General features: G+C 66.0%; 23 protein-coding genes. 12 read left to right on the forward strand and 11 right to left on the reverse strand.

Annotated features, from left to right (window positions below):
* Positions 1-31 precede the first annotated feature (31 nt).
* Both ppc and ACFB49_RS18705 read left to right on the forward strand, forming a co-directional pair.
* Positions 32-2,707, forward strand: coding sequence for a phosphoenolpyruvate carboxylase (ppc, locus tag ACFB49_RS18700; RefSeq protein WP_380872820.1), 2,676 nt, complete (start codon positions 32-34; stop codon positions 2,705-2,707).
* A gap of 80 nt (positions 2,708-2,787) precedes the next feature.
* A complete protein-coding gene (locus tag ACFB49_RS18705; protein WP_380872821.1) occupies positions 2,788-3,351 on the forward strand; it encodes a PleD family two-component system response regulator in 564 nt (187 codons plus the stop codon).
* Here the strand turns inward: ACFB49_RS18705 and ACFB49_RS18710 are convergent, their stop codons facing one another.
* The 4 genes from ACFB49_RS18710 to ACFB49_RS18725 are packed head-to-tail and all read right to left on the reverse strand — an operon-like array spanning position 3,352 to position 6,808.
* Positions 3,352-3,939 (reverse strand): ABC-type transport auxiliary lipoprotein family protein, encoded by a 588-nt coding sequence (locus tag ACFB49_RS18710; protein WP_380872822.1) that lies wholly within the window; start codon positions 3,937-3,939, stop codon positions 3,352-3,354.
* A 5-nt stretch (positions 3,940-3,944) separates the two neighbouring features.
* Positions 3,945-4,898 carry an MlaD family protein gene (locus ACFB49_RS18715; protein ID WP_380872823.1) on the reverse strand — a complete coding sequence of 318 codons (954 nt, stop codon included), beginning with the start codon at positions 4,896-4,898 and terminating at the stop codon, positions 3,945-3,947.
* Between the two features lie 6 nt (positions 4,899-4,904).
* Entirely contained in the window at positions 4,905-5,708 is an 804-nt protein-coding gene (locus ACFB49_RS18720) for an ABC transporter ATP-binding protein (RefSeq protein WP_380872824.1), read from the reverse strand.
* A complete protein-coding gene (locus ACFB49_RS18725; RefSeq protein WP_380872826.1) occupies positions 5,708-6,808 on the reverse strand; it encodes an ABC transporter permease in 1,101 nt (366 codons plus the stop codon). Before ACFB49_RS18725 ends, ACFB49_RS18720 begins: the two co-directional genes overlap by 1 nt.
* A 109-nt stretch (positions 6,809-6,917) precedes the next feature.
* Between ACFB49_RS18725 and ACFB49_RS18730 the strand changes: the two genes are divergently transcribed.
* Entirely contained in the window at positions 6,918-7,589 is a 672-nt protein-coding gene (locus tag ACFB49_RS18730; RefSeq protein ID WP_380880034.1) for an HAD family hydrolase, read from the forward strand.
* A gap of 9 nt (positions 7,590-7,598) precedes the next feature.
* Here ACFB49_RS18730 and ACFB49_RS18735 read toward each other — a convergent pair whose 3' ends face one another.
* The gene (locus ACFB49_RS18735; RefSeq protein ID WP_380872827.1) at positions 7,599-8,267 is read right to left on the reverse strand and encodes a TetR/AcrR family transcriptional regulator; all 669 of its coding nucleotides are present in this window, start codon (positions 8,265-8,267) and stop codon (positions 7,599-7,601) included.
* Positions 8,268-8,384: 117 nt separating this feature from the next.
* Here ACFB49_RS18735 and ACFB49_RS18740 point away from each other — a divergent pair, with 117 nt between their 5' ends.
* The 4 genes from ACFB49_RS18740 to ACFB49_RS18755 are packed head-to-tail and all read left to right on the forward strand — an operon-like array spanning position 8,385 to position 11,646.
* Positions 8,385-9,860, forward strand: coding sequence for an FAD-binding protein (locus ACFB49_RS18740; protein ID WP_380872828.1), 1,476 nt, complete (start codon positions 8,385-8,387; stop codon positions 9,858-9,860).
* 11 nt (positions 9,861-9,871) lie between these two features.
* Complete coding sequence (locus ACFB49_RS18745; protein WP_380872829.1) at positions 9,872-10,399, forward strand: VOC family protein; 528 nt, start codon at positions 9,872-9,874, stop codon at positions 10,397-10,399.
* Positions 10,400-10,407: 8 nt separating this feature from the next.
* Positions 10,408-11,199, forward strand: a complete 792-nt coding sequence (locus ACFB49_RS18750; protein ID WP_380872830.1) for an SDR family oxidoreductase — start codon at positions 10,408-10,410, stop codon at positions 11,197-11,199.
* A 21-nt stretch (positions 11,200-11,220) separates the two neighbouring features.
* Positions 11,221-11,646: a hypothetical protein gene (locus ACFB49_RS18755; RefSeq protein ID WP_380872832.1), complete on the forward strand. Its 426-nt coding sequence runs from the start codon at positions 11,221-11,223 to the stop codon at positions 11,644-11,646.
* 15 nt (positions 11,647-11,661) lie between these two features.
* Here ACFB49_RS18755 and ACFB49_RS18760 read toward each other — a convergent pair whose 3' ends face one another.
* The 5 genes from ACFB49_RS18760 to ACFB49_RS18780 form a co-directional block, all read right to left on the reverse strand.
* The gene (locus ACFB49_RS18760) at positions 11,662-13,035 is read right to left on the reverse strand and encodes a glutamate--cysteine ligase (RefSeq protein ID WP_380872833.1); all 1,374 of its coding nucleotides are present in this window, start codon (positions 13,033-13,035) and stop codon (positions 11,662-11,664) included.
* 88 nt (positions 13,036-13,123) lie between these two features.
* A complete protein-coding gene (locus ACFB49_RS18765) occupies positions 13,124-13,483 on the reverse strand; it encodes a DUF4870 family protein (RefSeq protein ID WP_380872835.1) in 360 nt (119 codons plus the stop codon).
* Positions 13,484-13,540: 57 nt separating this feature from the next.
* A complete protein-coding gene (locus tag ACFB49_RS18770; protein WP_380872836.1) occupies positions 13,541-14,293 on the reverse strand; it encodes a 16S rRNA (uracil(1498)-N(3))-methyltransferase in 753 nt (250 codons plus the stop codon).
* Positions 14,294-14,334: 41 nt separating this feature from the next.
* Positions 14,335-14,889: a hypothetical protein gene (locus ACFB49_RS18775; protein WP_380872837.1), complete on the reverse strand. Its 555-nt coding sequence runs from the start codon at positions 14,887-14,889 to the stop codon at positions 14,335-14,337.
* A gap of 75 nt (positions 14,890-14,964) precedes the next feature.
* Complete coding sequence (locus ACFB49_RS18780) at positions 14,965-15,597, reverse strand: LysE family translocator (protein WP_380872838.1); 633 nt, start codon at positions 15,595-15,597, stop codon at positions 14,965-14,967.
* Positions 15,598-15,677: 80 nt separating this feature from the next.
* Between ACFB49_RS18780 and ubiA the strand changes: the two genes are divergently transcribed.
* The 5 genes from ubiA to ACFB49_RS18805 all read left to right on the forward strand — a co-directional run bounded on the left by ubiA (position 15,678) and on the right by ACFB49_RS18805 (position 19,427).
* Positions 15,678-16,604 (forward strand): 4-hydroxybenzoate octaprenyltransferase, encoded by a 927-nt coding sequence (ubiA, locus tag ACFB49_RS18785; RefSeq protein WP_380872839.1) that lies wholly within the window; start codon positions 15,678-15,680, stop codon positions 16,602-16,604.
* 45 nt (positions 16,605-16,649) lie between these two features.
* Positions 16,650-17,996: a TldD/PmbA family protein gene (locus tag ACFB49_RS18790; protein ID WP_380872841.1), complete on the forward strand. Its 1,347-nt coding sequence runs from the start codon at positions 16,650-16,652 to the stop codon at positions 17,994-17,996.
* A complete protein-coding gene (locus ACFB49_RS18795; RefSeq protein WP_380872842.1) occupies positions 17,983-18,768 on the forward strand; it encodes a 3'(2'),5'-bisphosphate nucleotidase CysQ in 786 nt (261 codons plus the stop codon). Before ACFB49_RS18790 ends, ACFB49_RS18795 begins: the two co-directional genes overlap by 14 nt.
* Before the next feature lie 110 nt (positions 18,769-18,878).
* Complete coding sequence (locus tag ACFB49_RS18800; protein ID WP_380872844.1) at positions 18,879-19,061, forward strand: hypothetical protein; 183 nt, start codon at positions 18,879-18,881, stop codon at positions 19,059-19,061.
* A 3-nt stretch (positions 19,062-19,064) separates the two neighbouring features.
* A complete protein-coding gene (locus ACFB49_RS18805) occupies positions 19,065-19,427 on the forward strand; it encodes a hypothetical protein (protein ID WP_380872845.1) in 363 nt (120 codons plus the stop codon).
* Between the two features lie 53 nt (positions 19,428-19,480).
* Here the strand turns inward: ACFB49_RS18805 and ACFB49_RS18810 are convergent, their stop codons facing one another.
* A complete protein-coding gene (locus tag ACFB49_RS18810) occupies positions 19,481-22,093 on the reverse strand; it encodes a M1 family metallopeptidase (RefSeq protein WP_380872846.1) in 2,613 nt (870 codons plus the stop codon).
* Positions 22,094-22,186: the final 93 nt, after the last annotated feature.

A 22,186-nucleotide genomic window follows, 5' to 3' on the forward strand; every position in this document is an offset into this window, starting at 1 on the left:
GGCGGCGTTGTTGCGATGCAGCATCGAGGCCATGAACGCGCCGGCCCCGATCACGCAAAATCCCGACATCCGCTTTCTCGGGCGGCTGCTGGGCGACGTCATCCGCGCTTATGGCGGCGAAGCTTTGTTTCGCCGGATCGAATATATCCGTTCGACATCGGTCGACCGCCATCGCGGCATCGTCGCCGCCGATGCGATCGACCCCGGCCTCGATGCGCTGACGCTCGACGAGACTTTGGCCTTCGTCCGCGGCTTCATGCTGTTTTCGATGCTCGCGAACCTGGCCGAGGATCGGCAGGGCGTCGCCGCTGAGCCCGGCGCCGACGTGGCGCAGGCCCTGGCCCGGCTGGAGGGGGAGGGCATCGGCAAGGATCAGGCGCTGGCGCTGCTCCAGCATGCGTTGATTGCGCCCGTGCTGACCGCGCATCCGACCGAGGTGCGGCGCAAATCGATCATCGACCATCGCAACCATATCTCCGAACTGATGAAGCTCCGCGACATCGGCCGCACCGAAACCGACGGAGGTGAACTGATCGACGAGGCGATCTACCGGCAGATCGCGCTCCTATGGCAGACGCGGCCGCTGCGGCGCGAGCGGCTTTATGTCGCCGATGAAGTTGAGACGGCACTCGCTTATCTGCGCGACATCTTCCTGCCCGTCATCCCCGCGCTCCATGCCCGTTGGGAACGCGCGCTCGGCCACCGCCCGCCCAGCTTCCTGAAGCCCGGAAGCTGGATCGGCGGCGATCGCGACGGCAACCCCAATGTGAACGCCGATTCGCTGCGACTGGCGCTCCGCCGCGCGGCCGAAACGGTGATCGGCAATTATCTCGATATGCTCCACATGCTCGGGGCCGAGCTTTCGATCTCGACCGAACTCACCGCCGTCACCGACGAAGTGGAGGCGCTGGCCGAACGTGGCGGTGATCATTCCGCCAGCCGGGCGGACGAGCCGTATCGCCGCGCGATTACGGGCATCTATTCGCGGCTGGCCGCCACCTATCGCCAGCTTTCAGGTCGGGAACCGCCGCGTCCCGCTTTCTCCTCGGCCGAACCTTATGCCGATCCCGCCGCATTGCGCGCCGATCTGGTCGACATCGCTCATGCGCTGGCCAAGGGCGGCGGGGGCGCGCTTTCGGGCGGCGGTAGCCTCGGCCGGCTGATCCGCGCGGTCGAGACGTTCGGCTTCCATCTGGCGACGCTGGACCTGCGCCAGAATGCCGACGTGCATGAGCGCGTCGTTGCCGAACTGCTGAAAGTGGCTGGCGTCGAAGCCGATTATCAAGCGCTGGACGAGGATGCTCGCGTCGCCCTGCTCCGCCGCGAGCTGGCGAGCGAGCGGCCGCTCTCCAGCCCGTATGCAAGCTATTCGGACGAGACCGCGTCCGAGATGGCGATCGTCCATGCCGCGGCCGAGGCGCATCGGCGCTACGGGGTGGCATCGATCACCACCTACCTTATTTCCAAGGCCGAAAGCGTGTCGGACCTGCTGGAGGTCCACATCCTGCTCAAGGAGGCAGGTCTGTTCCGGCCCGGCAATCCGCCGACGGCGGCGATCATGGTCGTGCCCTTGTTCGAGACGATCGACGATCTGGAGAATGCGCCCGACGTCATGACGTCATGGTTCGCGCTGCCCGAGGCGGCGGCGATCACCGCGGCGCGCGGCCATCAGGAAGTAATGGTCGGCTATTCGGATTCCAACAAGGATGGCGGCTACCTGACCTCGGTCTGGAGCCTCCATCAGGCCAGCCGCGCGTTGGCGCCGGTGTTCGAGCAGGCCGGCGCGGCCATGCAGCTTTTCCATGGCCGCGGTGGCGCGGTGGGGCGCGGCGGCGGATCATCCTTCGCGGCGATCCGCGCCCAGCCGCCCGGCACCGTCAGCGGGCGCATCCGCATCACCGAGCAAGGCGAGGTGATCGCCGCCAAATATGGCACACGGGAAAGCGCGGTCGCCAATCTCGAGGCGATGGCATCGGCGACATTGCTCGCGAGCCTCGAGCCGCCCCAGCTTCCCGAGGCGGATTATGAGCGCTACGCCGCGGCGATGGCGGCGTTGTCCGACACCGCGTTCAGGGCCTATCGCGACCTGGTCTACGGCACGGACGGCTTTCGCACCTTCTTCCGCCAGCTCACCCCGATCGCCGAGATCGCCGACCTCAAGATCGGATCGCGCCCCGCCAGCCGCACCAAGAGCGACCGCATCGAGGATCTGCGCGCCATTCCCTGGGTCTTTTCCTGGGCGCAGGCGCGGGTGATGCTGCCGGGCTGGTATGGCGTCGGTGATGCCATCCGGAGCTTCAAGGATCAGGCGCTGCTGCGCGAGATGGTAGATTGCTGGCCCTTCCTGCAGGCGACGCTCGCCAATCTGGAGATGGTGCTGGCGAAATCGGACATGGGCATTGCCGGCCATTATGTGACTTTGGTCGAGGACCAGAACGCCGCGGGCCCTATCTTCGATCGCATCCGCGATGGCTGGCACATGACGCGCGACAGCCTGCTGTCAATCACCCGCCAGACTCGGCTGCTGGAAAAGAGCCCGGCGCTTGAAACCAGCATCCGGCTGCGGCTGCCTTATATCGAGCCGCTCAACCATCTCCAGATCGAGCTATTGAAGCGTCACCGCGCCGGCGAGGACGATCCCCGCATCCGCGAGGGAATCCAGCTTTCGATCAACGCCATAGCGACGGCGCTCCGCAACAGCGGCTGACATGGCTGTCAGCAAATTAACCATTTCGTGACCCCGCACGCCTAAGTCTCTGCCGAGAAACGCAGAACGAAGAGGGCGCAATGAACGACGCTATGGCTAATGGGGCGAGCGGCAGCAGGGATATCCTGGTCGTCGACGGCAACCCCACCAGCCTGAACGTGATCGGCCGCCGCCTCAGCCGGCTCGGCTTCCGGACGATGCTATGCGCCGATGGCCCGGCCGCGCTGGATTTGCTGCAAGGGCGTCGGTTCGACGTGGTGCTGCTCGATGCGAAGCTCAGCGGCTTTTCCGGCCTCGCCACGCTGCGCGAGATCCGTACCAGCCAGCGCACCGCCGACATTCCCGTGCTGATGATGACGTCGCGGACCGACAGCGGCTGCGCGGTCGAGGCGCTCGCCGGCGGCGCCGACGATCATGTCGCCAAGCCGTTCGATTTCGACGTGCTGGCCGCGCGCATCGAGCGGCTGCTCGCCCGATCCCGCATGATCGCCGATCTGCGCCGCAGCAATGCGACGCTGGATGCACGCATCGCCGATCGCGCGATGGAGCTGGGCGAACTGCGCTCGCTGCTCGATCAGGCGCTGGCCGAGCGCGCGCGGCTCACCGCAACCATTCGCACGATGGAAGAGGGCCGCGACGCCTGATCAGGCGCCGATCCAGTCCGCCACTTCGCCGGCGACCTGGTTGGCCGCGCGGTTGAGGGCCGCGGCCACCGACTGCGCATCCTCGCTCGCCACCGGCACCCGCGCCTCGAAGCGTCGCGTTTCGAGAGGCGCAGTGCCGCCACGCGCGAGGCTGGCATCATATTGCACGACCACCTGCCCCTGCGTCGCATCAAGGCCGAACTGCTGGAGCCGCCCGCCAAGCCGCAAGCCCGGCGCCTGCGAATATTGGCGCATGTCGAGCGTGGGCCGCCCCGTCTTCGCCGCGATGGTTTCCGCGAGCAGGTTACGGAACAACCGGCTCGGCGGTTCGACCCATTGCGCCTTCTTGAGATAGGCGATGCTGGTGGCGCCGGTCTGCACCGGCACGCGCAGCACGTTGAGCGATTGCGGCACGCTGGGTGGAATCACCGCCACGGCCCGGCCGTCACCGGCGGTGCGCGTCTGGCCGGCCGCGAACGAACTGTCCGGCGTCAGAGTCAACAGCGTCGAGGGCGGCTCCTCCCCGAAGCTGATGCAGGCGGAAAGCGGCAAAAGCAGAGCCGCGAACAGGATGGGATGCGGTTTCATGCGCCTCATTTCGGTTCATAGTCCGGAAGCTTGTTGCCACCCAGCACGGCGCCAGCACCGCCACGATCGAGCTTATTGGCGACCCCGGTCAACGCGTCGGACATCTCGGTCAGATCACGGATGAGCTGGCTGACCTCCGGCACCGTCTGCGTGGAAAAGGCCTTGAGGCCGGGCCGCGCCTCGTTGATCGCCCCTTCGAGTGCACCCATGCTGCGTTCGGCCGACTGCACCGTCTTGCGCAGATCGGCGGCGATCGGCTGCAATTCCTTGTTGGTGGTGGCCGCCAGCTGGCCGATCTGCTCGGCCGCGTCGCCCGCCTGCCGCACGGCGACCCGCGTATCGGCAAGCACATCCTTCAGATCGGGCCCGCGATCGGCCAGCGAACCGCTCAACCGTTCGAGATTGGCGAGGATGTTCGCCAACGACTTCTGGTTGCGATCGTTAAGCAATTCACCCATCCGTTCGGTCAATGTCGACAGCCGCTCCATCAACTGCGGCGCGCTGTTGAGCAGTTCGCCGAGCGCGCCCGGCTTGGTGGGGATGACGGGACGGCCATAGGGGCATTGCGCGCTGCGGTCTTCGTCCGGGCAGGTTATCGGCGGCTGCCCCTTGATCGCACCGTCGAGATTGATCTGGCTGACGCCCGTGAAGCCGACGCCCGCAATCGTCGCGGTGGTCCCCTGCAGGATCGGCGTGTCGCCGTTGACCGAGATGCGCACGCGCACGAATTCCGGCTGTTCGGGCATCAGCAGGATTTCCTTGATCTGCCCGACGGGAACACCCGAGAAAGTAACCGGCGACCCCTTGGCCAGCCCATCGACCGATTGCTTGAAGAAGATGTCGAATTCCTGCTCGTTCGCGCCCGAAAGCCGCGCGAGCCAGACGGTGAAGAGCAGCACGGCGACAAGCAATGCCAGCACGACGCTGCCGACGAGGATATGGTTAGAGCGGGTTTCCATCGTTCGTCAGTTGCTCCCCGCTTCAATCCGTTCCGCCACACTGGCGGCAGCCCGCCCCCGCGGGCCATTGAAATATTCCTGAATCCACGGATGGTCCAACGCCAGCAATTCCGGGATCGTTCCTACTGCGATCACCTTGCGATCTGCCAGCACCGCCACGCGATCGCAGATGGCGTGCAGCGTATCGAGATCATGGGTGATCAGGAACACGGTCAAATCCAGCGTTTCCTGCAAATCCTTGAGCAGTTCATCGAAGGCCGCAGCGCCGATCGGATCGAGGCCGGCGGTGGGCTCGTCCAGGAACAGCAATTCCGGATCGAGCGCGAGCGCGCGGGCAAGGCCGGCACGTTTGCGCATGCCGCCGGAGAGCTCCGAGGGAAATTTCGGCCCGGCCTCGGGCGCAAGGCCGGACATGCAGACCTTGTAGGCGGCGATCTCGTCGAGCAGTTGTTCGGAAAGCTGCGGATAATATTCGCGCAGCGGCACCTCGACATTTTCCGCAACGGTAAGCGTCGAAAACAGGGCGCCATTCTGGAACAGCACACCCCAGCGACGGCGGACCGTCGTGGCCTCTGTCTCCTCGCGGCCGATCATCGGCTCGCCGAACACCGTCACCTCGCCTGCGACCGGAGTCTGGAGGCCGATGATCGAGCGCATCAGCACCGACTTGCCGGTGCCCGAGCCGCCGACCACGCCGATGATCTCCCCGCGGTGGACATCCAGATCCAGCCCCTCATGCACGACCTGATCGCCAAAGGCGTTCTTCAGCCCGCGCACACGGATGACGAGATCTTGCTTTTCCTCCGCCATCAGTCCCAGCCGATCGACGAGAAGAAGACGGCGAAGAAGGCATCGAGCACGATCACCAGGAAGATCGCCTGCACAACCGCAGCGGTCGTGCGCAGGCCCACTTCCTCGGCATTACCCTTCACCTGCATACCCTGGAAACAGCCCGCCATGGCGACGATCGCGCCGAACACGGGCGCCTTGATCAGACCGACCCACAGATCGGTCATCGGCACGACTTCGCGCATCCGCTGGATATAGGTCGCGGGCGGGATATCGAGCGAGATCCAGCAAAGAATGCCGCCGCCGATGATCGCGACGAGCGAAGCGTAGAAGCCGAGCAGCGGCATCAGTACCACCGTCGCCAGCACGCGCGGCAGCACCAGCGCCTCCATCGGCGAGACGCCGATGGTCCGCATCGCGTCCACCTCCTCGGCGAGCTTCATCGATCCGAGCTGGGCGGCAAAGGCCGATCCCGATCGCCCGGCAACCATGATCGCGGTCATCAGCACGCCGAGTTCGCGCAGCGTGATGCGGCCGATCAGGTTGATCGTGAATACCTCCGCCCCGAACTGGCGGAGCTGTACCGCGCCCTGCTGGGCGATGACGATGCCGATCAGGAAACTCATCAGCCCGATGATGCCCAGCGCATCGACGCCCACCACCTCGAACTGGCGGGTGACGGCATTGCCGCGGAAGCGGCGGGGATGGCGGATGACGGACGCGAAGGCGATGCAGATCGCACCGAAGAAACCGATCAGGCCGAGCAGCGTGTGCCAGGCCGTCATCGTCGAACGACCGATCTGCGCAAGCACGCGGGCGAGCGGAAAGACATAATCGGGCCGGACCTGTACCGGCTGATCGGCCTGGGCGACCTGATCGATCAGCAGCGCGGCATCCTTGCTGGCGCCTTCCAGCTGCGCGCCGCTGTCACGCGCCAGCTTGTGGACCAGCCACGCGCCGACGGTATCGATCCGGCCGACGCCCGACAGATCGATGCGCGCGGGCGGATCGGCAAGCGTATCGAGCCGATCGGGCAGATCGCGCAGACGCGGCAGGGTAAGCTCCCCCGAAAAACGGAGAACGCCCTGATCATCCACGTTGAAATCGGCTGTCTCGCTCATGCCCGGCAACCATGGGCGAGGATGTGCGGAACGGCAAGCGCAGAGCAGATAAGGATCATTACGGGCCAGACGCGTGGCGGTGACGCGAGTTCCCCGCTATGGCCGCGGCATGACCGAACTCGCCATCTACGACATGGACCGCACGATCACGCGCGTCGCCACCTATACGCCCTTCCTGCTCCACGCGGCGCGGCGCCGCGCGCCGTGGCGGCTGCTGCTGGTGCCGTTCGTCATCCTGTCGATGCTGGCTTATGTGCTGAAGCTGATCGATCGCGCCAAGCTCAAGGAAATCAACCATGCGCTGCTGCTCGGCCGTCATGTCGCGCCGGAGGAATTGCGGCTGGTGATAGACAGCTTCGCCGAGCGGACGGTGGCGCACAACATCCATCCCGGCGCGCTGACCCAGATCGCCGCGGACCGCGCGGCCGGGCGCCGGCTGGTGATGGCGACGGCATCCTACCGCCTTTATTCCGAAGCGATCGCCGATCGGCTGGGCTTTGACGACTGCATGGCCACCAACAGCATCATCGGCCTCGATGGGCGCATTCGGGCGAAGATCGACGGCGAGAATAATTACGGGCCCGCGAAGCTCCGGATGGTCCAGTCCTGGATGGCGGCCGAGGGGCTGGATCGCGCCCAATGCCGCGTCCGCTTCTATTCGGATCACGCGTCCGATGCGCCGGTGATGGAATGGTCGGACGAGCCCTTTGCGGTGAATGCGCATGACAGGCTGCGCAAACTGGCTACCACGCGTGGTTGGCCGATCGTTGATTGGGGCTGAGCGCTTCGATCAGGCGCGTTCGGCCAGGAAGCTTTCAAGTTCCTCCACAGCGAGGCCGGCATAGACTTCGCCCTCCGCAGCGCCGAGCGTCTCGGGCCGGCTGACATCGCCGCATATCTGGTCGAGCCGGCGGAGCAGCAGATGCGCCCGCGCGCGTTGCCGGACGGCCGCTTCGCCATCCTCACGAGCAGCAACAAAGCCGCCCACACCAGCCGCACCCAACCGGTCGATCAGTTCGTCCCGGTCGCGACGCAGCCGCTGGCGGAAGCTCGGCTCGAAGGTTTCGAGCTGGGCCACGAGCGACGTGACATAGCCATGATCGACGTAGAGCGCCGCTAGCGCGGCCAGCCATGTCCGCAGGCCGACCGCACCTTCCGCCGAGGCGGCCGCGAGCCCATCGAACACCGCCTGCCAGTCGGCGGCAATACCGTCATAGATGGCCAGCGCCAGCGCCAGCTTGGATTCGAAATGCACATAGAAGGTGGCGCGACTGATTCCGGCCGCGCGGATGATGTCGTCGATCGTGGCATAAACATAAGGCGTGGCGGAAAAGGTGTCCGCCGCCGCCGCCAGAATCGCCGCGCGGTTCTGACGCCTCTTTTCCTCTTGGAACGCCGTTCGGCCGCCGGGGCGCCCCCGCGCGGCGATCGGCTTTGCTGATGCAGCCGGACTGCCCATTCCACCTCTTTTCCTGAACGGCCATATCCGCGCCGATGGTCGTCCGCATTATCAGAATGTTTGACCATACTATCAGTCTGCCATAATTCTGCGTCAATGATAATGGGAGGGTGAGGCGTGGATTCTGTGGCTGAGGATGCGGCCGGCCCGTTGCTGATCGACGCGGCGACGGTGAAGGACTGGGCGGCGACGGCGGATGTCGTGATCGTCGGATTCGGCATGGCGGGCGCCTGTGCCGCGATTGAGGCGCGCGCGGCGGGCGCATCGGTCATCATCATCGAGCGGACAAGCGGCTGCACGGGCAGCACGTCCGCGGCTGCGGGCCATTTCTACCTCGGCGGCGGCACCGCGGTTCAGCAGGCCTGCGGCTTCGAAGACAGCCCGGACGAGATGGCGCGCTATCTGGAAGCCGTCGCGCTCGACCCCGATCATGAGAAGATCCGCCTCTATGCCGATGGCAGCGTCGCCCATTTCGACTGGCTCGAAGCGCAGGGCGTGCCCTTCGACCGTAGCTATTACCCGCAGAAGAATGTCGTCCAGCCGGGCCGCGAATGCCTGATCTGGACGGGTAACGAGCAGGTCTGGCCCTATCGCGAGAAAGCGAAGCCGGCGCCGCGCGGCCACAAGGTCGCGTTCGATGGCGAGGAAGGTGGCGGCGCGCTGGCGCTGCGCATTCTTTCCGAAAGGGCCGAAGCGGGCGGCGCTACGGTCATGGCCGACAGCAAGGTCGAGGCGCTGGTGGTCGAGGACGGCCGCGTAGTCGGTGCCCGGCTGCGGCGTTATGGTGAGGTCTCCCACGTTCGCGCCAACAAGGCCGTGGTGCTGGCGGCCGGCGGCTTCGGCCAGAATGCCGAGATGGTGGCCAAGCATGTCCCTATCCTGAAATCCGCCTATATCCAGGGCAGCCCCTATGATGATGGACTGGCAATCCGGCTGGGCGAGGCGGCCGGCGGCGCGGCGATCCACATGGACGAGCCCTTCCTCACCTCGCCCTTCTACCCGCCCGAAAATCTGCTGAAGGGCATCCTCGTCAACGCGCAGGGCCAACGCTTCGTGGCCGAGGATTCCTATCACAGCCGGTCGGGCATCTTTTCCGCGCAGCAGCCCGACGGTGTGGTCTATCTGGTCGTCGATGCGGCAATTTTTGCCTACCCGCACTTCGCCTCGCTCACCAACCAGAGCCTGATCGACGGGTTCGAGACGATCGCCGATATGGAGAAGGGACTGAACCTTCCCGACGGGTCACTGCAGCGGACGATGGCGGACTACAACGCCCACGCGGCCGAGGGCGAGGACCCAAGCTTCCACAAATATCCCAAATGGCTGAAGCCGCTGGACGAAGGCCCCTTTGCGGCGTTCGACCTGTCCTTCGGCCGCGCGGTCTATACCGGCTTCACGTTGGGCGGGCTGAAAGTGTCCGCCAATGGCGAGGTTCTGACTGGGACCGGCGCCGCAGTGCCGGGCCTCTATGCGGCCGGCGCCTGCGCGTCCAACATCGCGCAGGACAGCAATGGCTACGCCTCGGGCACCTGCCTCGGCGAGGCGAGCTTTTTCGGGCGGCGCGCCGGGCGCCACGCCGCAACTCTGGCTTGAGAGACGATAGGATGACGCAAGCGAAATATGGCCCGATCGACCAGATCGGTTATCTGGTCGACGATCTCGACGCGAGCATCCAGCGCTGGATCGACATGATGGGCGTCGGCCCCTGGACGGTGTTCCGCAATGTCAGCCTGAACGGCAGCTATCGGGGCCAAGCCGGCGTGGTGGGGATGGATGTCGGCCTTGCCTATCAGGGTGATGTCCAGATCGAACTGATCAAGATCACGAACGAGACCCCCTCACCCTATCGCGATGCCGCGGGCAAGCCGATCCTGGGCGTCCATCATGTCGCCTGGGTGGTCGACGATCTCGACGCCGCCGTGGAGCGCGCCACCGCCGATGGGCTGAAAGTGGCCTTTGCCGCGTCCAGCCCCGGCACCCACGTCGCTTATATGGAAGCGGATGGTGAACCGGGCGTGTTGTTCGAGTTCATCGAAAGCCCGGCCACGCGCGACATGATCGGCGCGGGCATCATCGCCACCAAGAATTGGGACGGCACCAACCCCGTCCATGTCATCGACTTCGCAGCGTGAGGCAGGCCATGGGCGATCGATTGAAGGGCAAGGCGGCTTTGGTGCTGGGCGTGGCGCCCGGCAATGTCGGCGAGGCGATCGCCCGCCGTTACAAGGATGAGGGCGCGAAGGTGATGATCGCCGGCCGCCGCGGCGATGCGCTGGGCGAGGTCGCGAGCGCGATCGGCGTGGACAGCCAGGTCTGCGATATCACCGTCCAGGCCGATGTTGATCGGTTGGTCGCCGAAGCCGCCGGACGGCTGGGCGGGCTGGACATCGGCGTCAACGCCACCGGTTGGGGACTGCTGAAACCCTTCCTCGACCATGACCGCGCCGATCTCGACCAGATGAATGCGGTGCAGTTCACCGGCCCCTTCCAGTTCTTCCAGGCCTTGCTGCGGACGATGACGAAGGGCGGATCGATCATCCAGATCTCGTCAGTGACGGCGACGATCATGTTCGATCATCATGCCGCCTACATGGGCACCAAGGCGGGGCTCGACCACGTCGTCCGCTGCATCGCCCATGAGTTCGGCCATCAGGGCATCCGCGCCAATTCGATCGCGCCCGGTGGCGTGGCGGATGCGCCGATGTCCGGCGGCGGGCTCGGCATTCCGAGCGTCGCGGCGCTTTATGCGCGGGAGATTCCGCTGGGCCGGAGCGGCGTTTCCGCCGACATTGCCGATGCCGCTCTATGGCTCGCCAGCGACGAGGCGGGCTTCGTCACCGGCCAGACCATCCATGTCAGCGGTGGGCAGACGCTGCGCCGCAATCCTTCGATCATGGAGGTGTTCGGCGCCTTCGCCCCGCCATCGGCCTGACACAACGGAGAGACCGCAGCCATGACCCGATCGATCCTGTCGCTGATCGTCACCGCGCACCGCCATGCCGAAGCGGAGGGCAGCGGCGACATGGACGCGATCCTGGCGACGCTGGAAGGCGAGCCGGTCTATGATTTCTACCCCGTAAGCCGCCGCTTCACCGGCATGGACCGCACCCGGCGCTATTACCGCCACTTCATCGACACCGTGATGCCGCTGATCGCGGGGTTCGACCTGCGCGACGAATGGGTCGGCGATGCCGGCGTCATCCAGGAATATGACGTGACGTTGAAGGCCGCGGACGGGCCGGCCACGCGCCACCGCATCCTGGGCATCCTCACCTTCGGCGAGGAGCGGCTTTCGGGCGAGCGGCTTTATGCCGACGAAGCCTTCTTCCGCATCCTGATCGGCCCGATCTGGGATGAGCTGGAACCCATTCCCGCCTGATCGGCGCGGCCAAGGCTAGAAGCGCATTTCCTCATAAACGCGGGAAACGTCGCCGCCCCATTCGCCATGATATTTGTCGAGCAGGCGCTCGGCAGGCGTCTTGCCGGATTCGATGATCTCGCGGACGGGATCGAGATAGCCCTGTTCGCTGTCGCCGGCGCCATTGAGCTTCGCGCGCGCGGACAGGCCCGCATCGGCGATGGTGAGGATTTCCTTGCCGAGCTGCTGGAAGGTCCGCCCGCGCGGTCCCTTTGCCTGCAGGCCAAGCTTCGGCACCTCGGCGCGGATGCGGTGATGATCCTCGATCGTCCAGTGCTTGACCTCGTCCCACGCCGCGTCGAGCGCCGTCTGGTCATAGAGCAGGCCGACCCAGAAGGCCGGCAGCGCGCAGATCCGCCCCCACGGCCCACCATCGGCGCCGCGCATTTCGAGGAAGCTCTTCAGCCGCACTTCGGGGAAGGCGGTGGAGAGGTGATCGGTCCAGTCGCCGAGGCGCGGTTTCTCGCCCGGCAGCGCGGGCAGTTCGCCCTTCAGGAAATCGCGGAAATTCTGGCCCGCCGCATCGACATAGCCGCCGTTGCGGAACACGAAATACATCGGCACGTCGAGCATATAATCGGCATAGCGTTCGTAGCCGAAGCCATCCTCGAACACGAAGGGCAGCATGCCGGTGCGGTGCGGATCGGTGTCCGTCCAGATATGGCTGCGATAGGAGAGATAGCCGTTGGGCTTGCCCTCGGTGAAAGGCGAGTTGGCGAAGATCGCGGTGGCCAGCGGCTGGAGCGCCAGCGACACCCGAAACTTCTTCACCATGTCCGCCTCGCTCGAATAATCGAGGTTGGTCTGGATGGTGCAGGTGCGCAGCATCATGTCGAGCCCGAGATTGCCGACGCGCGGCATGTGGCGCAGCATGATGCCGTAGCGGCCCTTGGGCATGATCGGCAGTTCGGCGCGCGTCTTGTCCGGCCAGAAGCCGAGGCCGAGATAGCCGATGCCCAGCCGGTCGCCGACGGCCTTCACCTGTTCGAGATGACGGCCGGTTTCCGCGCAGGTCTGATGCAGATTTTCGAGCGGTGCGCCGGACAGTTCGAGCTGCCCCGCCGGCTCCAGGCTGACATTGCCGTCCGGCCCTGCGAGCGCGATGACATTCTCGCCCTCATAGACCGGTTCCCAGCCATATTTGGTGAGGCCGATCAGCAGAGCATGGATACCGCCCGGCTCCTCATAGGAGGGCGCGCGATGATCGTTCAGCCAATAGACGAACTTTTCATGCTCGGTGCCAATGCGCCAGCGTTCGCGCGGCTTTTCGCCCTTCGCGAAGATGGCAAGAAGGTCGTCGCGACCTTCGATCAGGGGATCGTCCTGACCCGATTCCGTGCGCGTGCTCATGGGCCGCCCATAGCGAGCGGCGCCGCCCTTAGCTAGCGATCAGTTGCACTTGGGGACGGACGGATTGTTCCGGCCCCAGCGCATGCTCTTACCAGAGAAAGCTTTCGGGATTGGCGATCGGCTGTCTTTTTTGCGCAGCAAGCAGTGCGAGCACGGACCGCACGATCACCCACGCGGCGATCGCCAACAGCAGCAGGAAGCCGATGCCGACCAGCATCAGCGGAAAGGAAATGATGCTGGCAATAAACGCGATCCAGAAGGTGCGGATGTGGAACGTGTAGTGGCTGGCTTCCCAATTGCCGGCTGCCTCGCCCCGCCACACATAAGCCAGGACGACACCGACGATGCCGGTGATGCCGACAACGAAGCTTGCAAGATAAAGCAGGGCCACGATCGTCGGGTGATTGAAGTCGAAGCCCGCATTTGGGCTGCTGTTCGGGTCGCTCATCCGGTTTTCCCCCACCGAAGTGATGAAGCCGGCAGGATGGCATCTATCGAGTATTTTTCAACGACTTTCCGAACGCCAGTCGCCCGCGGCCGCCATCCAGATCGCTATCGCCGCCGCCGCCGCGGTTTCTGCGCGGAGGATGCGAGGGCCGAGCGAGGTGCCGGTGGCGCCGGGCACCGCGCGGATCGCCACGCGCTCCTCATCGGTGAAACCGCCTTCCGGGCCGACCAGGATCGCCGCGGGGCCGGGCTTGGCGACATCCACAAACGGCAGGCCGCCTGCCTCGTCGGCGAAATAGAGCGTACGATCGGCCGGCCAGTCGCGCAGCAGCGCCCCCAGCTTCACCGGCTCCGTAATCTCAGGCAGCGCCGTCCGCCCGCATTGCTCGGCGGCCTCGATCATGTGGGTGCGCAGCCGTTCCACATTGAGGCGATCGACGATCGTGCGCCGGGTGATGACCGGCACGAGCCGCGCGACACCCAACTCGCAGGCCTTTTCCGCCACCCAGTCGATCCGCCCCTTCTTGATTGGCGCGGCGACGAGCCACAGGTCCGGCACATCTTCTCGCACGGAAAGCTGCGCGGTGATGGCGAGCGTGAGCGAACGCTTGCTGACGGACGACACTTCCGCCAGCCATTCGCCGGTCCGATCGTCGAACAGCCGGACGGGATCGCCTTCCTTCAGCCGCATGACATTGCCGAGATAGTTGGCGGCGGCGCCATCGACCGGCACAGCCATGCCTTCGCCCAAGGCGCTATCGATGAACAGACGAGGCGTGCTGGCCGGCGGCCAGGCGGGGGTGGCGGGCATGATGCCTCCCTGCCGCGAGTGGCGCCCGAAGTCGAGCCGGCTCAGTGCGTCGCGCAGGCCGGCGTCGGACGGCTGGCGTCGCATATGGCGACGGCGCGCAGCCAGGCATGATCCGCGGCGGCTTCCTTCGCTGGTGCCGGATAACGCACGGCGACCTGCGCGACATAGAAATTGTCGCGGCCCTGCATCGCCCGGAAGATGACATTTTCCGGCTTGCCCGTCGCCGGATTGCGCGGGCAGCGGATCGACAGAAAAGCATTGGCAAGACCGTCAATGGTCTCGCTGGTGATCGGGTCCCTGGCCATGTTCGGGCAGGCATCGGCAAAGCCCTTGGCGATGAAATCGAGCAGTTGTGCGGGCGTGCGCTGGATGCCGCCGCTGAAGGTCTGCAGCGTCACCATCTTGGTCCAATTGTCTACGGTCTCGGCCGCAGGCACCAGTTCGACAAGGTGCATCGGCCCCTGCCTCGTTTCATAGCCGAGCTTGAAACCGGGCGGCATCTGGTGGCGCATCGCCTCCCCGCCCGCCTGGGCGGCAAGTGCGGCGGGCGTGGACAGCGCAACAATGACGGCGACAGCGGCGACGGCGCGGAACATGGCTTCCTCCCCCCTTCGGCTCGGGCGGGATGAAGCCGGATTTTCCGCCTTGTGACAAGCTTCGGCGTTGGGGCGTCAGCGCTGGGAGAGGGCCAGCTTGACGCCGAAGCCGATGAAGACGCCGCCCGTCACCCGATCGAGCCGGCGGATGAAGGCAGGCCGCGCCAGCATCCGGCCGAGCGGCACCGTCGCGGCGATCAGCACCGTCAGCCACAGCGCGCCGATCAGAAGCTGGATCACCGCCAGCATGAAACTCCACGGCGCGACCGCCATGCCCGCGGGCACGAACTGCGGCAGGAAGGTCACGTAGAAGACGCCGACCTTGGGGTTGAGCAGGTTGGTGATGAGGCCGCGTCGCAGACTCGCCATCCCGCTGCCCGCCGGCACCTGCCCGTCACCCGCCGCCGCATCGAAGCGCTGACGTGGGCGGAACAGCAGGCTCACGCCCATCCAGGTGAGATAGGCGGCACCGGCCCATTTGACGGCGGTATAGGCCATTTCGGAGGCGTGGAGCAGCGCGCCGAGCCCGGCAGACGCGGCCGCGCCCCAGGTCAGGCAGCCAAGGCAGATGCCGATCACCGCCAGCAGTGCGCGCCGCGGCCCTTCCACCGCGGCGGTGCGGAGCACCATCGCCGTATCGATCCCCGGCGTGATGGCGAGCAGCCATGCCGCAATGACAAAGGCGATCAGCGACTGGGTAACGGTCATGCGTTCCTCCGACGATGGCGGCGCTTTTGAACGCGCGAGCCGGCGATGACAAGGCTGGCTTGCCGTCCTAGAAGCCCCTCATGTCCGAACCCCTGCCCGACACCGCCCCCTCTGCGATCGTTCCCGATACCGAACAGCGCGCGATGGTGGCGGCGCTGCCGTCGCGGACGCGCGATCTGGTTCAGCTCGGTCGCTTCGACCGGCCGATCGGGGCCTGGCTGCTCTTCTGGCCGGGCGCCTGGGCAATCGCGCTCGCCGGCGCCCCATGGAGCTGGCAATTGCTGGCGCTATTCGCGACCGGCGCGCTGGTGATGCGCGGCGCCGGCTGCGTCTATAACGACATCGTCGACCGCGATCTCGATCGGAAGGTGGAACGCACGCGGAGCCGGCCGCTCGCCAGCGGGCGCCTGTCGCTGAAGACCGCCTGGGCTTTCCTGATCGCGCTCTGCCTAGTCGGTCAGCTCGTCAATCTGCAGCTCAACTGGTTCGCGCAAGGGGTGGCGATCGCCAGCCTCGCCCTCGTCGCGGCTTATCCATTCATGAAGCGGATCACCTGGTGGCCGCAGGCGTGGCTTGGCCTCGTCTTTTCCTGGGCCGCTTTGGTCGGCTGGGCGGCGGTGACGGGGCGGATCGAGCTGCCGGGGCTGCTGCTCTATGGCGGCGGCATTTTCTGGGTGATCGGCTACGACACGATCTATGCGCTGCAGGATATCGAGGATGATGCGCTGGCCGGGGTGAAATCCTCCGCCCGCGCGCTGGGGGATCATGCGCGGCTCGGTGTCGCGATCTGCTACGCCATCGCGCTGCTGTGCTGGACGGCGGCGATCTGGACGATCCGTCCGCAGATGCTGGCGCTTGCAGGCATGATCCCGATCGCGATCCACCTGATCTGGCAGGTCGCGACGCTCCGCGTCGAGGATGCGGCAGACGCGCTCGCCAAGTTCCGTTCCAACCGCTTCGCCGGGCTGCTGATGTTCCTGGCCTGCGGCGTTGTCGGCGGAAGCTGATCTTTTGGGGGTGACGTTGCCGGCTGCCGCTCCTAAGTCCGGGACATGCTAACCGTCTCCCAAGCCGAAGATCGCGTCGCCACCCTGGTCGCGGCCGCCCGCAAGGCCGGCGCCGATGCCGCCGATGGCCTTTATGTCTGCGATGCCTCCACCCAGGTATCGGTGCGGCTAGGCAAGCTCGAAGATGTCGAGCGCTCGGAAGGCGAGGACATTGGTCTGCGTGTCTTCGTCGGCAGCCGATCGGCCAGCGTGTCCTCCTCCGACCTATCGGCGGACGCACTGGCGGCGCTCGTCGAACGCGCAGTGGCGATGGCGCGCGAAGCGCCCGAAGATCCGTGGGCCGGCCTGGCACCCGCCGATCGCCTGTTCGGCGGCGACGCACCCACACTCGAATCCGACGACGGCAGCGATCCTTCGCCCGCCGCGCTGCGCGAACGCGCGCTGGCGGCCGAGGATGCGGCGCGCAGCATCGCCGGCGTCACCAACAGCGAGGGTGCCGGCGCATCGGCCGGGCGCTCGGTGATCGCGCTCGCCACCAGCCATGGCTTCACGCGCGGCTACAGCACGACCGGCTATGGCAATTCGGCCAGCGTGATCGCGGGCGAGGGGCTGGGGATGCAGCGCGACTATGCCTATCACAGCACCCGCCATTTCGCCGATCTCGAGGCGGCGGACGCGATCGGCCGGCGCGCGGGTGAGCGTGCGGTGGCGCGTCTCAACCCCGGCAAGCTCGCCAGCGGAGCGATGCCGGTGGTCTATGATCCGCGCGCCGGCGCGAGCCTCGTCGGTCATCTCACCGGCGCCATCACCGGCGCCGCCATCGCCCGGCGGACGAGTTTCCTGCTCGGCAAACTGGGCGAAGCGATCTTTGCGCCGGGCATCAACATTCGCGATGATCCGCACCGGGTCCGCGGCCTGCGTTCCAAGCCGTTCGACGGAGAAGGCCTGCCGACCAGCCCGCGTGACCTGATCGCCGATGGCGTGCTGACGACCTGGCTGCTCGATTCCGCTTCCGCCCGCCAGCTCGACATGGCACCGACCGGCCATGCGGTGCGCGGCATCGGTGGCGCTCCCGGCGCGGGCGCCACCAATGTCTATCTGGCGGCCGGCCCGCTGAGCCCCGCCGAGCTGATGGCGGACGTGAAGCTCGGCCTCTATGTGACCGAACTGATCGGCCAGGGCGTCAACCCCGTGACGGGCGATTATAGCCGCGGGGCATCGGGCTTCGTCATCCGTAACGGCCAGATCGCCGAGCCGGTGGCCGAGATCACCATCGCCGGCAATCTGATCGACATGTTCCGCAACATCACGCCGGCCAATGATCTGGAATTCCGGCGCGGCACCGACGTTCCCACATTGCGCGTCGACGGATTGACGATTGCCGGCGCCTGACACCCTGCTCAACGCCGTCAGCGCGATCGCGGCGGAGGCCGGCCAACTGGCGCTCGGGCGCGGCGCAAGTGACTATCGCCGCTGGGAGAAGGTGCCCGGCCATCCGGTATGCGATGTCGATCTCGAGCTGGACGCGATGCTGCGCGAGCGGCTGACGAAGCTCGATCCCGAGGCGGGCTGGCTTTCGGAAGAAACCGTCGACAGCGCCGAACGATTGCTCGGCGTGCGGACCTGGGTGGTCGATCCGATCGACGGCACGCGCGATTTCCTGCGCGGGCGGCCGGGCTGGTCGGTGTCGATCGCTTTGGTCGAAGGCGGGCGCCCGCTGATCGGCGTGCTCGATGCCCCGGCTCGCGGCGAACATTGGCGCGCGCAGGCCGGCATGGGCGCGACCCGCAACGGCCTACCGCTCATGGTGAGTGGCCGCACCAGCTTCAACGGCGCGCGGGTGCCGGCCGATAGCCTACCCAAGGTCGATTTCGATCTGGTCGCGGTCGACAAGCCCAATTCGATCGCGCTCCGCATCGGCATGGTGGCGGCGGGCGAGGCCGATCTGCTGGCAACATTGCGCTGGGGCCATGAGTGGGACATCGCCGCCGCCGCTTTGATCGCGCAGGAAGCCGGCGCCACCGTCACCGACGCGCTCGGCCGGCCGCTGCGCTACAACTCCACCAAGGGCGAGGCATTCGGCATCCTCGCCGCGACGCCGGGTATCCACGCCGCTGCGATCGACCGCCTGGCCGAGCGCGCCGCTGCTGGGGTAATCCGCTAGGCAAACGGCTTTTACCCCAAGCTCTCCTTATCAAGTCATGCCGGATATCGCGTTGTGCGAAAGCCCGACGAAGATCAGTTTCATGCCACTGCATAGTCAGGAGCAGGGCCATGAGAGACGATTTTCTGGGACATGAATGGGCCGATAGCCACCAGATCTGGGCCGATACTGTGGCTATCGCGCTGCAAAGGATCGCGCGCTTGCCGGCGATTCTGTTTGAAGCCACAAAGCGTCGGCGCGTAGCGATCGGGCTGGCCTGCGTGCGAGAGGACTCTTCCATAAGGAAAGCCTGAACCATGGCTGCCGACGCGATCGACGGAACGATCATCCTGCGACGCTGGGCGGGGCGCATCCGCACCGCCGATGCGGCGACCTATCTCGCTTATGTGAGCCGCACCGGCGCGATGGACTATGCGTCGACGCCCGGCAATATCGGCTTCCAGATCGCCACGCGCGATCTGGGGGACGGCACCACCGAGCTCACGACCTTGAGCTGGTGGCGGTCGATGGATTCGATCCGTCTGTTCGCCGGCGAGGATGTCGAGCGCGCGCGCTATTATCCCGAAGACGACCGCTTCCTGATCGAGCGGCCGGAATTCGTCGAGCACCACGTCGTCACATCGTCCCGGCTGCAATGGCCGGGGCCGCGCGCAGAATGATCCGCCGCGGTTGAGCGTCACCCCGGCACGAGGCCGGGATGACGGTTTCAGGATCAGCTACCGAAAGTCGCGTCCAGTTCCTTGCCACGGGCGGCCTTGAGCGCGCCGCAGCTCCGCACCTTCTCGATCGTGCGGTCGAGCGTCAACGCACCACGGCCAAAGGCGGCCACCTGGGGCTTGAGCGCAGTCGCCAGCGCATCGGCCTTTTCGACCGAACACACCGCCGACGGGATCGACAACATCGCATTGACGCTGGTCAGGTTGGTTTCGCGGGCAAGCTTGCCGAAATTGGCGGTGAGATAGTCCACGCCGATATCCTGCGTCGCCAGCACGGAAGTGGTGTTGGCGACGATGCTGACCTTCTCGCTCGACCGCAGGCGGCTGTCGCCCATCTTGCCGATCAGCCAGCGCGCGACCTCCGGCCGGCCTGAAGCGGCAATCGCACCGATCGCGCGGCCGCGGAAATAAGCGTCGGTCGACACCATCGCCTTTTCGAACAATGTCTGGGCGGCCACCGCACCGCCCTCCTCGACATGGACACGCAACGCGGAGCCAAGGAAAGCCGGATCGAGCGCCGCCTCATTGCCACCAAGATAGGCCGTCGCGGCGGCGGCAAGCTTGCCGCGGGTAGCCGGATCGCGTGCCTCGCGGGTGACGATGCTGACGAGATCGGTGCGCAGCTTCTGCACGTCCGGGCTATTCTTCGCGTGCGCCCCCTTGGCCGGATCGAAGCCGATCTGCCCGAGCTTGGGCAGGTAGGTGCCGAGCAGCATCTTGTGGAGGCCGGGTCGGCCGGCGTCGCTCACCAGCCCGCGCCGATCGAGATCGGCCAGCCGGGTGCCGCCATCGACCGCGGCGTTGGAATCGGCGTTCGCCGCAAAAGCCTTGGCGGCATCGACAAGCTGCTTGGGCTTGGCGCCACCGGCGCCGAAGCTCGCCCACAGGCTGTCGATTGTCGCCAGCGCCTCACCCGAAGGCATGGTCGGCGCGGTCGCTATCAGTGCCGACCAGTCGGCATCGTCGAGATCGAAGCGATAATAGCCGTGGCCGCCGGCATTGGGCATCAGCGGGCCTTCGCCTTTGGCTTCCATCGTCCCCTGCGGCTTGTCGAGCATCGAGCAGCTCTTGGTGCCACCGTTGCGAACACAGAACGGGATCGCCCAGACGGTCGGCGGGGTCGCGCCCGCGCCGATCGCGCCGTAGCGCTTCTGATCGAGCGTGAGCGCGCTGCCCGATCGGGTGACATCGACCACAGGCACGCCCTGCTGATCGACGAAGCCCTTCATGCTGGCGACGATGCGCGGATCGCCCGCGGCCTCGGCCAGCGAGCCGAAAAAATCATCCGCGGTGGCGTTGCCGCGCGCGTGGCGCGACAGATGGAGCTGAACGCCCTTCTGGAAGGTATCGCGCCCCATATAGCTTTCGACCATGTCGACCACCTGGCCGCCCTTGCCATAGGTGATCGCGTCGAAGGCGCTGTCGATCGCGCCGCTATCGGTGATCGGCTCGCGGATCGGGCGGCCGACATGGAGAGCGTCGATGTTCATCGCATCGAGCGCCTCGTCGATCGAACCGACGCCGATATTCAGTTCTGGCCGCCACTGATCGCCAATGCGGTAACCGATCCAGTTGGCGAAGCTTTCGTTGAGCCAGATATCGTCCCACCAGGCAGGCGTCACGAGATCGCCGAACCACTGGTGGCCCAGTTCATGCGCCACGACCATGCCGAAATTCTGCTTCTGGCGGGTGGGCGAAGCATCGTCGAGCAGGATGAGCGTGTCGTCATAGACGACCGCACCGGCATTCTCCATTGCGCCGCCCATCACCGGCGAGGCGATCTGGTCGAGCTTCGGGAAAGGGAAGGCCGAGCCGAAATAGCCTTCGAGCAACTCGACGATGCGCGGCGTTTCCTTCAGCGCATAGGCCATCTTGTCCTTCTGGCCCTTGGTCGCGACGATGCGCAGCGGCAGCGGCTGGCTGCGCTGCGGGGTCGCCGGGATGCTGCCCTCGACGACATCGAAGGGGCCGACGGCAAAGGCCATCAGATAGGTCGGCAGCTTTTCGGTGACGGTGTAGCTGTGCGTCACCATCGCGCCGGCCTTCTTCGTGCCGGTCTCGGCGCCATTGGTGATGGCGACCGCATCGGCCGGGGTGGTCAGCGTGACGGTGTAGGGCGTCTTGAAGCCCGGCTCGTCGAAGCCGGGGAAGGCCGCGCGGGCGTCGATCGACTGGAACTGGGTCCAGGCATAATGACGATCGCCGACCTTGACGCGATACATGCCCGCGGCGCCGTCGCCGAAGGGAGCGTCATAGTCGAAACCCAATGTCACCCTGCCCGCGGGTAGCGGCTTGGCGAAATCAAGCCGGACGACGCCAAGCTGGTGGACCTGAGTGTAAGTGGTGGCGATGGTGCTGGTGCCCGCCTTGGCCCAAGCCTTCGACACCTTGAGGTCGCGGCCGTGGATGAAGAGCGTGCTGGTCGCCTTCTTCACGTCCACATCAATCTCGGTGTGGCCCGAAAAACGGGGCTGTTCGGGATCGACCGTGAGGTTGAGCCGGTAGGCGAGCGGCGCTGCGGTATCAGGCAGGCGGCCGGTGGGCACATCGTCCGCCAACGCGGTGCCGGGGATCAGAAGAGCGGAGAGACCAAGCAGGAAAGGACGCATGAAGAGGCTTCCGAATCAGTGGATTGATCCGGGTCTAGCCGGGACGGCTGTCCCACTGCAATAAGACAGCACAACGCCCCGGCCGCACCATGG

This window comes from Sphingomonas sp. DBB INV C78 (genome assembly GCF_042693015.1).
Lineage (GTDB): Bacteria > Pseudomonadota > Alphaproteobacteria > Sphingomonadales > Sphingomonadaceae > Sphingomonas_E.

Bases quoted from the DNA above. Each gene is read 5' to 3' on its own strand.
- ACFB49_RS18705 (WP_380872821.1), top strand. From the start codon at position 2,788: ATGAACGACGCTATGGCTAATGGGGCGAGCGGCAGCAGGGATATCCTG.
- ACFB49_RS18805 (WP_380872845.1), top strand. From the start codon at position 19,065: ATGGCTGCCGACGCGATCGACGGAACGATCATCCTGCGACGCTGGGCG.
- ACFB49_RS18790 (WP_380872841.1), top strand. From the start codon at position 16,650: ATGCTAACCGTCTCCCAAGCCGAAGATCGCGTCGCCACCCTGGTCGCG.
- ACFB49_RS18745 (WP_380872829.1), top strand. From the start codon at position 9,872: ATGACGCAAGCGAAATATGGCCCGATCGACCAGATCGGTTATCTGGTC.
- ubiA (WP_380872839.1), top strand. From the start codon at position 15,678: ATGTCCGAACCCCTGCCCGACACCGCCCCCTCTGCGATCGTTCCCGAT.
- ACFB49_RS18755 (WP_380872832.1), top strand. From the start codon at position 11,221: ATGACCCGATCGATCCTGTCGCTGATCGTCACCGCGCACCGCCATGCC.
- ACFB49_RS18780 (WP_380872838.1), bottom strand. From the start codon at position 15,597: ATGACCGTTACCCAGTCGCTGATCGCCTTTGTCATTGCGGCATGGCTG.
- ACFB49_RS18800 (WP_380872844.1), top strand. From the start codon at position 18,879: ATGAGAGACGATTTTCTGGGACATGAATGGGCCGATAGCCACCAGATC.
- ACFB49_RS18750 (WP_380872830.1), top strand. From the start codon at position 10,408: ATGGGCGATCGATTGAAGGGCAAGGCGGCTTTGGTGCTGGGCGTGGCG.
- ACFB49_RS18725 (WP_380872826.1), bottom strand. From the start codon at position 6,808: ATGAGCGAGACAGCCGATTTCAACGTGGATGATCAGGGCGTTCTCCGT.
- ACFB49_RS18770 (WP_380872836.1), bottom strand. From the start codon at position 14,293: ATGCCCGCCACCCCCGCCTGGCCGCCGGCCAGCACGCCTCGTCTGTTC.
- ACFB49_RS18810 (WP_380872846.1), bottom strand. From the start codon at position 22,093: ATGCGTCCTTTCCTGCTTGGTCTCTCCGCTCTTCTGATCCCCGGCACC.
- ACFB49_RS18765 (WP_380872835.1), bottom strand. From the start codon at position 13,483: ATGAGCGACCCGAACAGCAGCCCAAATGCGGGCTTCGACTTCAATCAC.
- ACFB49_RS18710 (WP_380872822.1), bottom strand. From the start codon at position 3,939: ATGAAACCGCATCCCATCCTGTTCGCGGCTCTGCTTTTGCCGCTTTCC.
- ACFB49_RS18715 (WP_380872823.1), bottom strand. From the start codon at position 4,898: ATGGAAACCCGCTCTAACCATATCCTCGTCGGCAGCGTCGTGCTGGCA.
- ACFB49_RS18735 (WP_380872827.1), bottom strand. From the start codon at position 8,267: ATGGGCAGTCCGGCTGCATCAGCAAAGCCGATCGCCGCGCGGGGGCGC.
- ACFB49_RS18760 (WP_380872833.1), bottom strand. From the start codon at position 13,035: ATGAGCACGCGCACGGAATCGGGTCAGGACGATCCCCTGATCGAAGGT.
- ACFB49_RS18730 (WP_380880034.1), top strand. From the start codon at position 6,918: ATGACCGAACTCGCCATCTACGACATGGACCGCACGATCACGCGCGTC.
- ACFB49_RS18720 (WP_380872824.1), bottom strand. From the start codon at position 5,708: ATGGCGGAGGAAAAGCAAGATCTCGTCATCCGTGTGCGCGGGCTGAAG.
- ppc (WP_380872820.1), top strand. From the start codon at position 32: ATGAACGCGCCGGCCCCGATCACGCAAAATCCCGACATCCGCTTTCTC.
- ACFB49_RS18775 (WP_380872837.1), bottom strand. From the start codon at position 14,889: ATGTTCCGCGCCGTCGCCGCTGTCGCCGTCATTGTTGCGCTGTCCACG.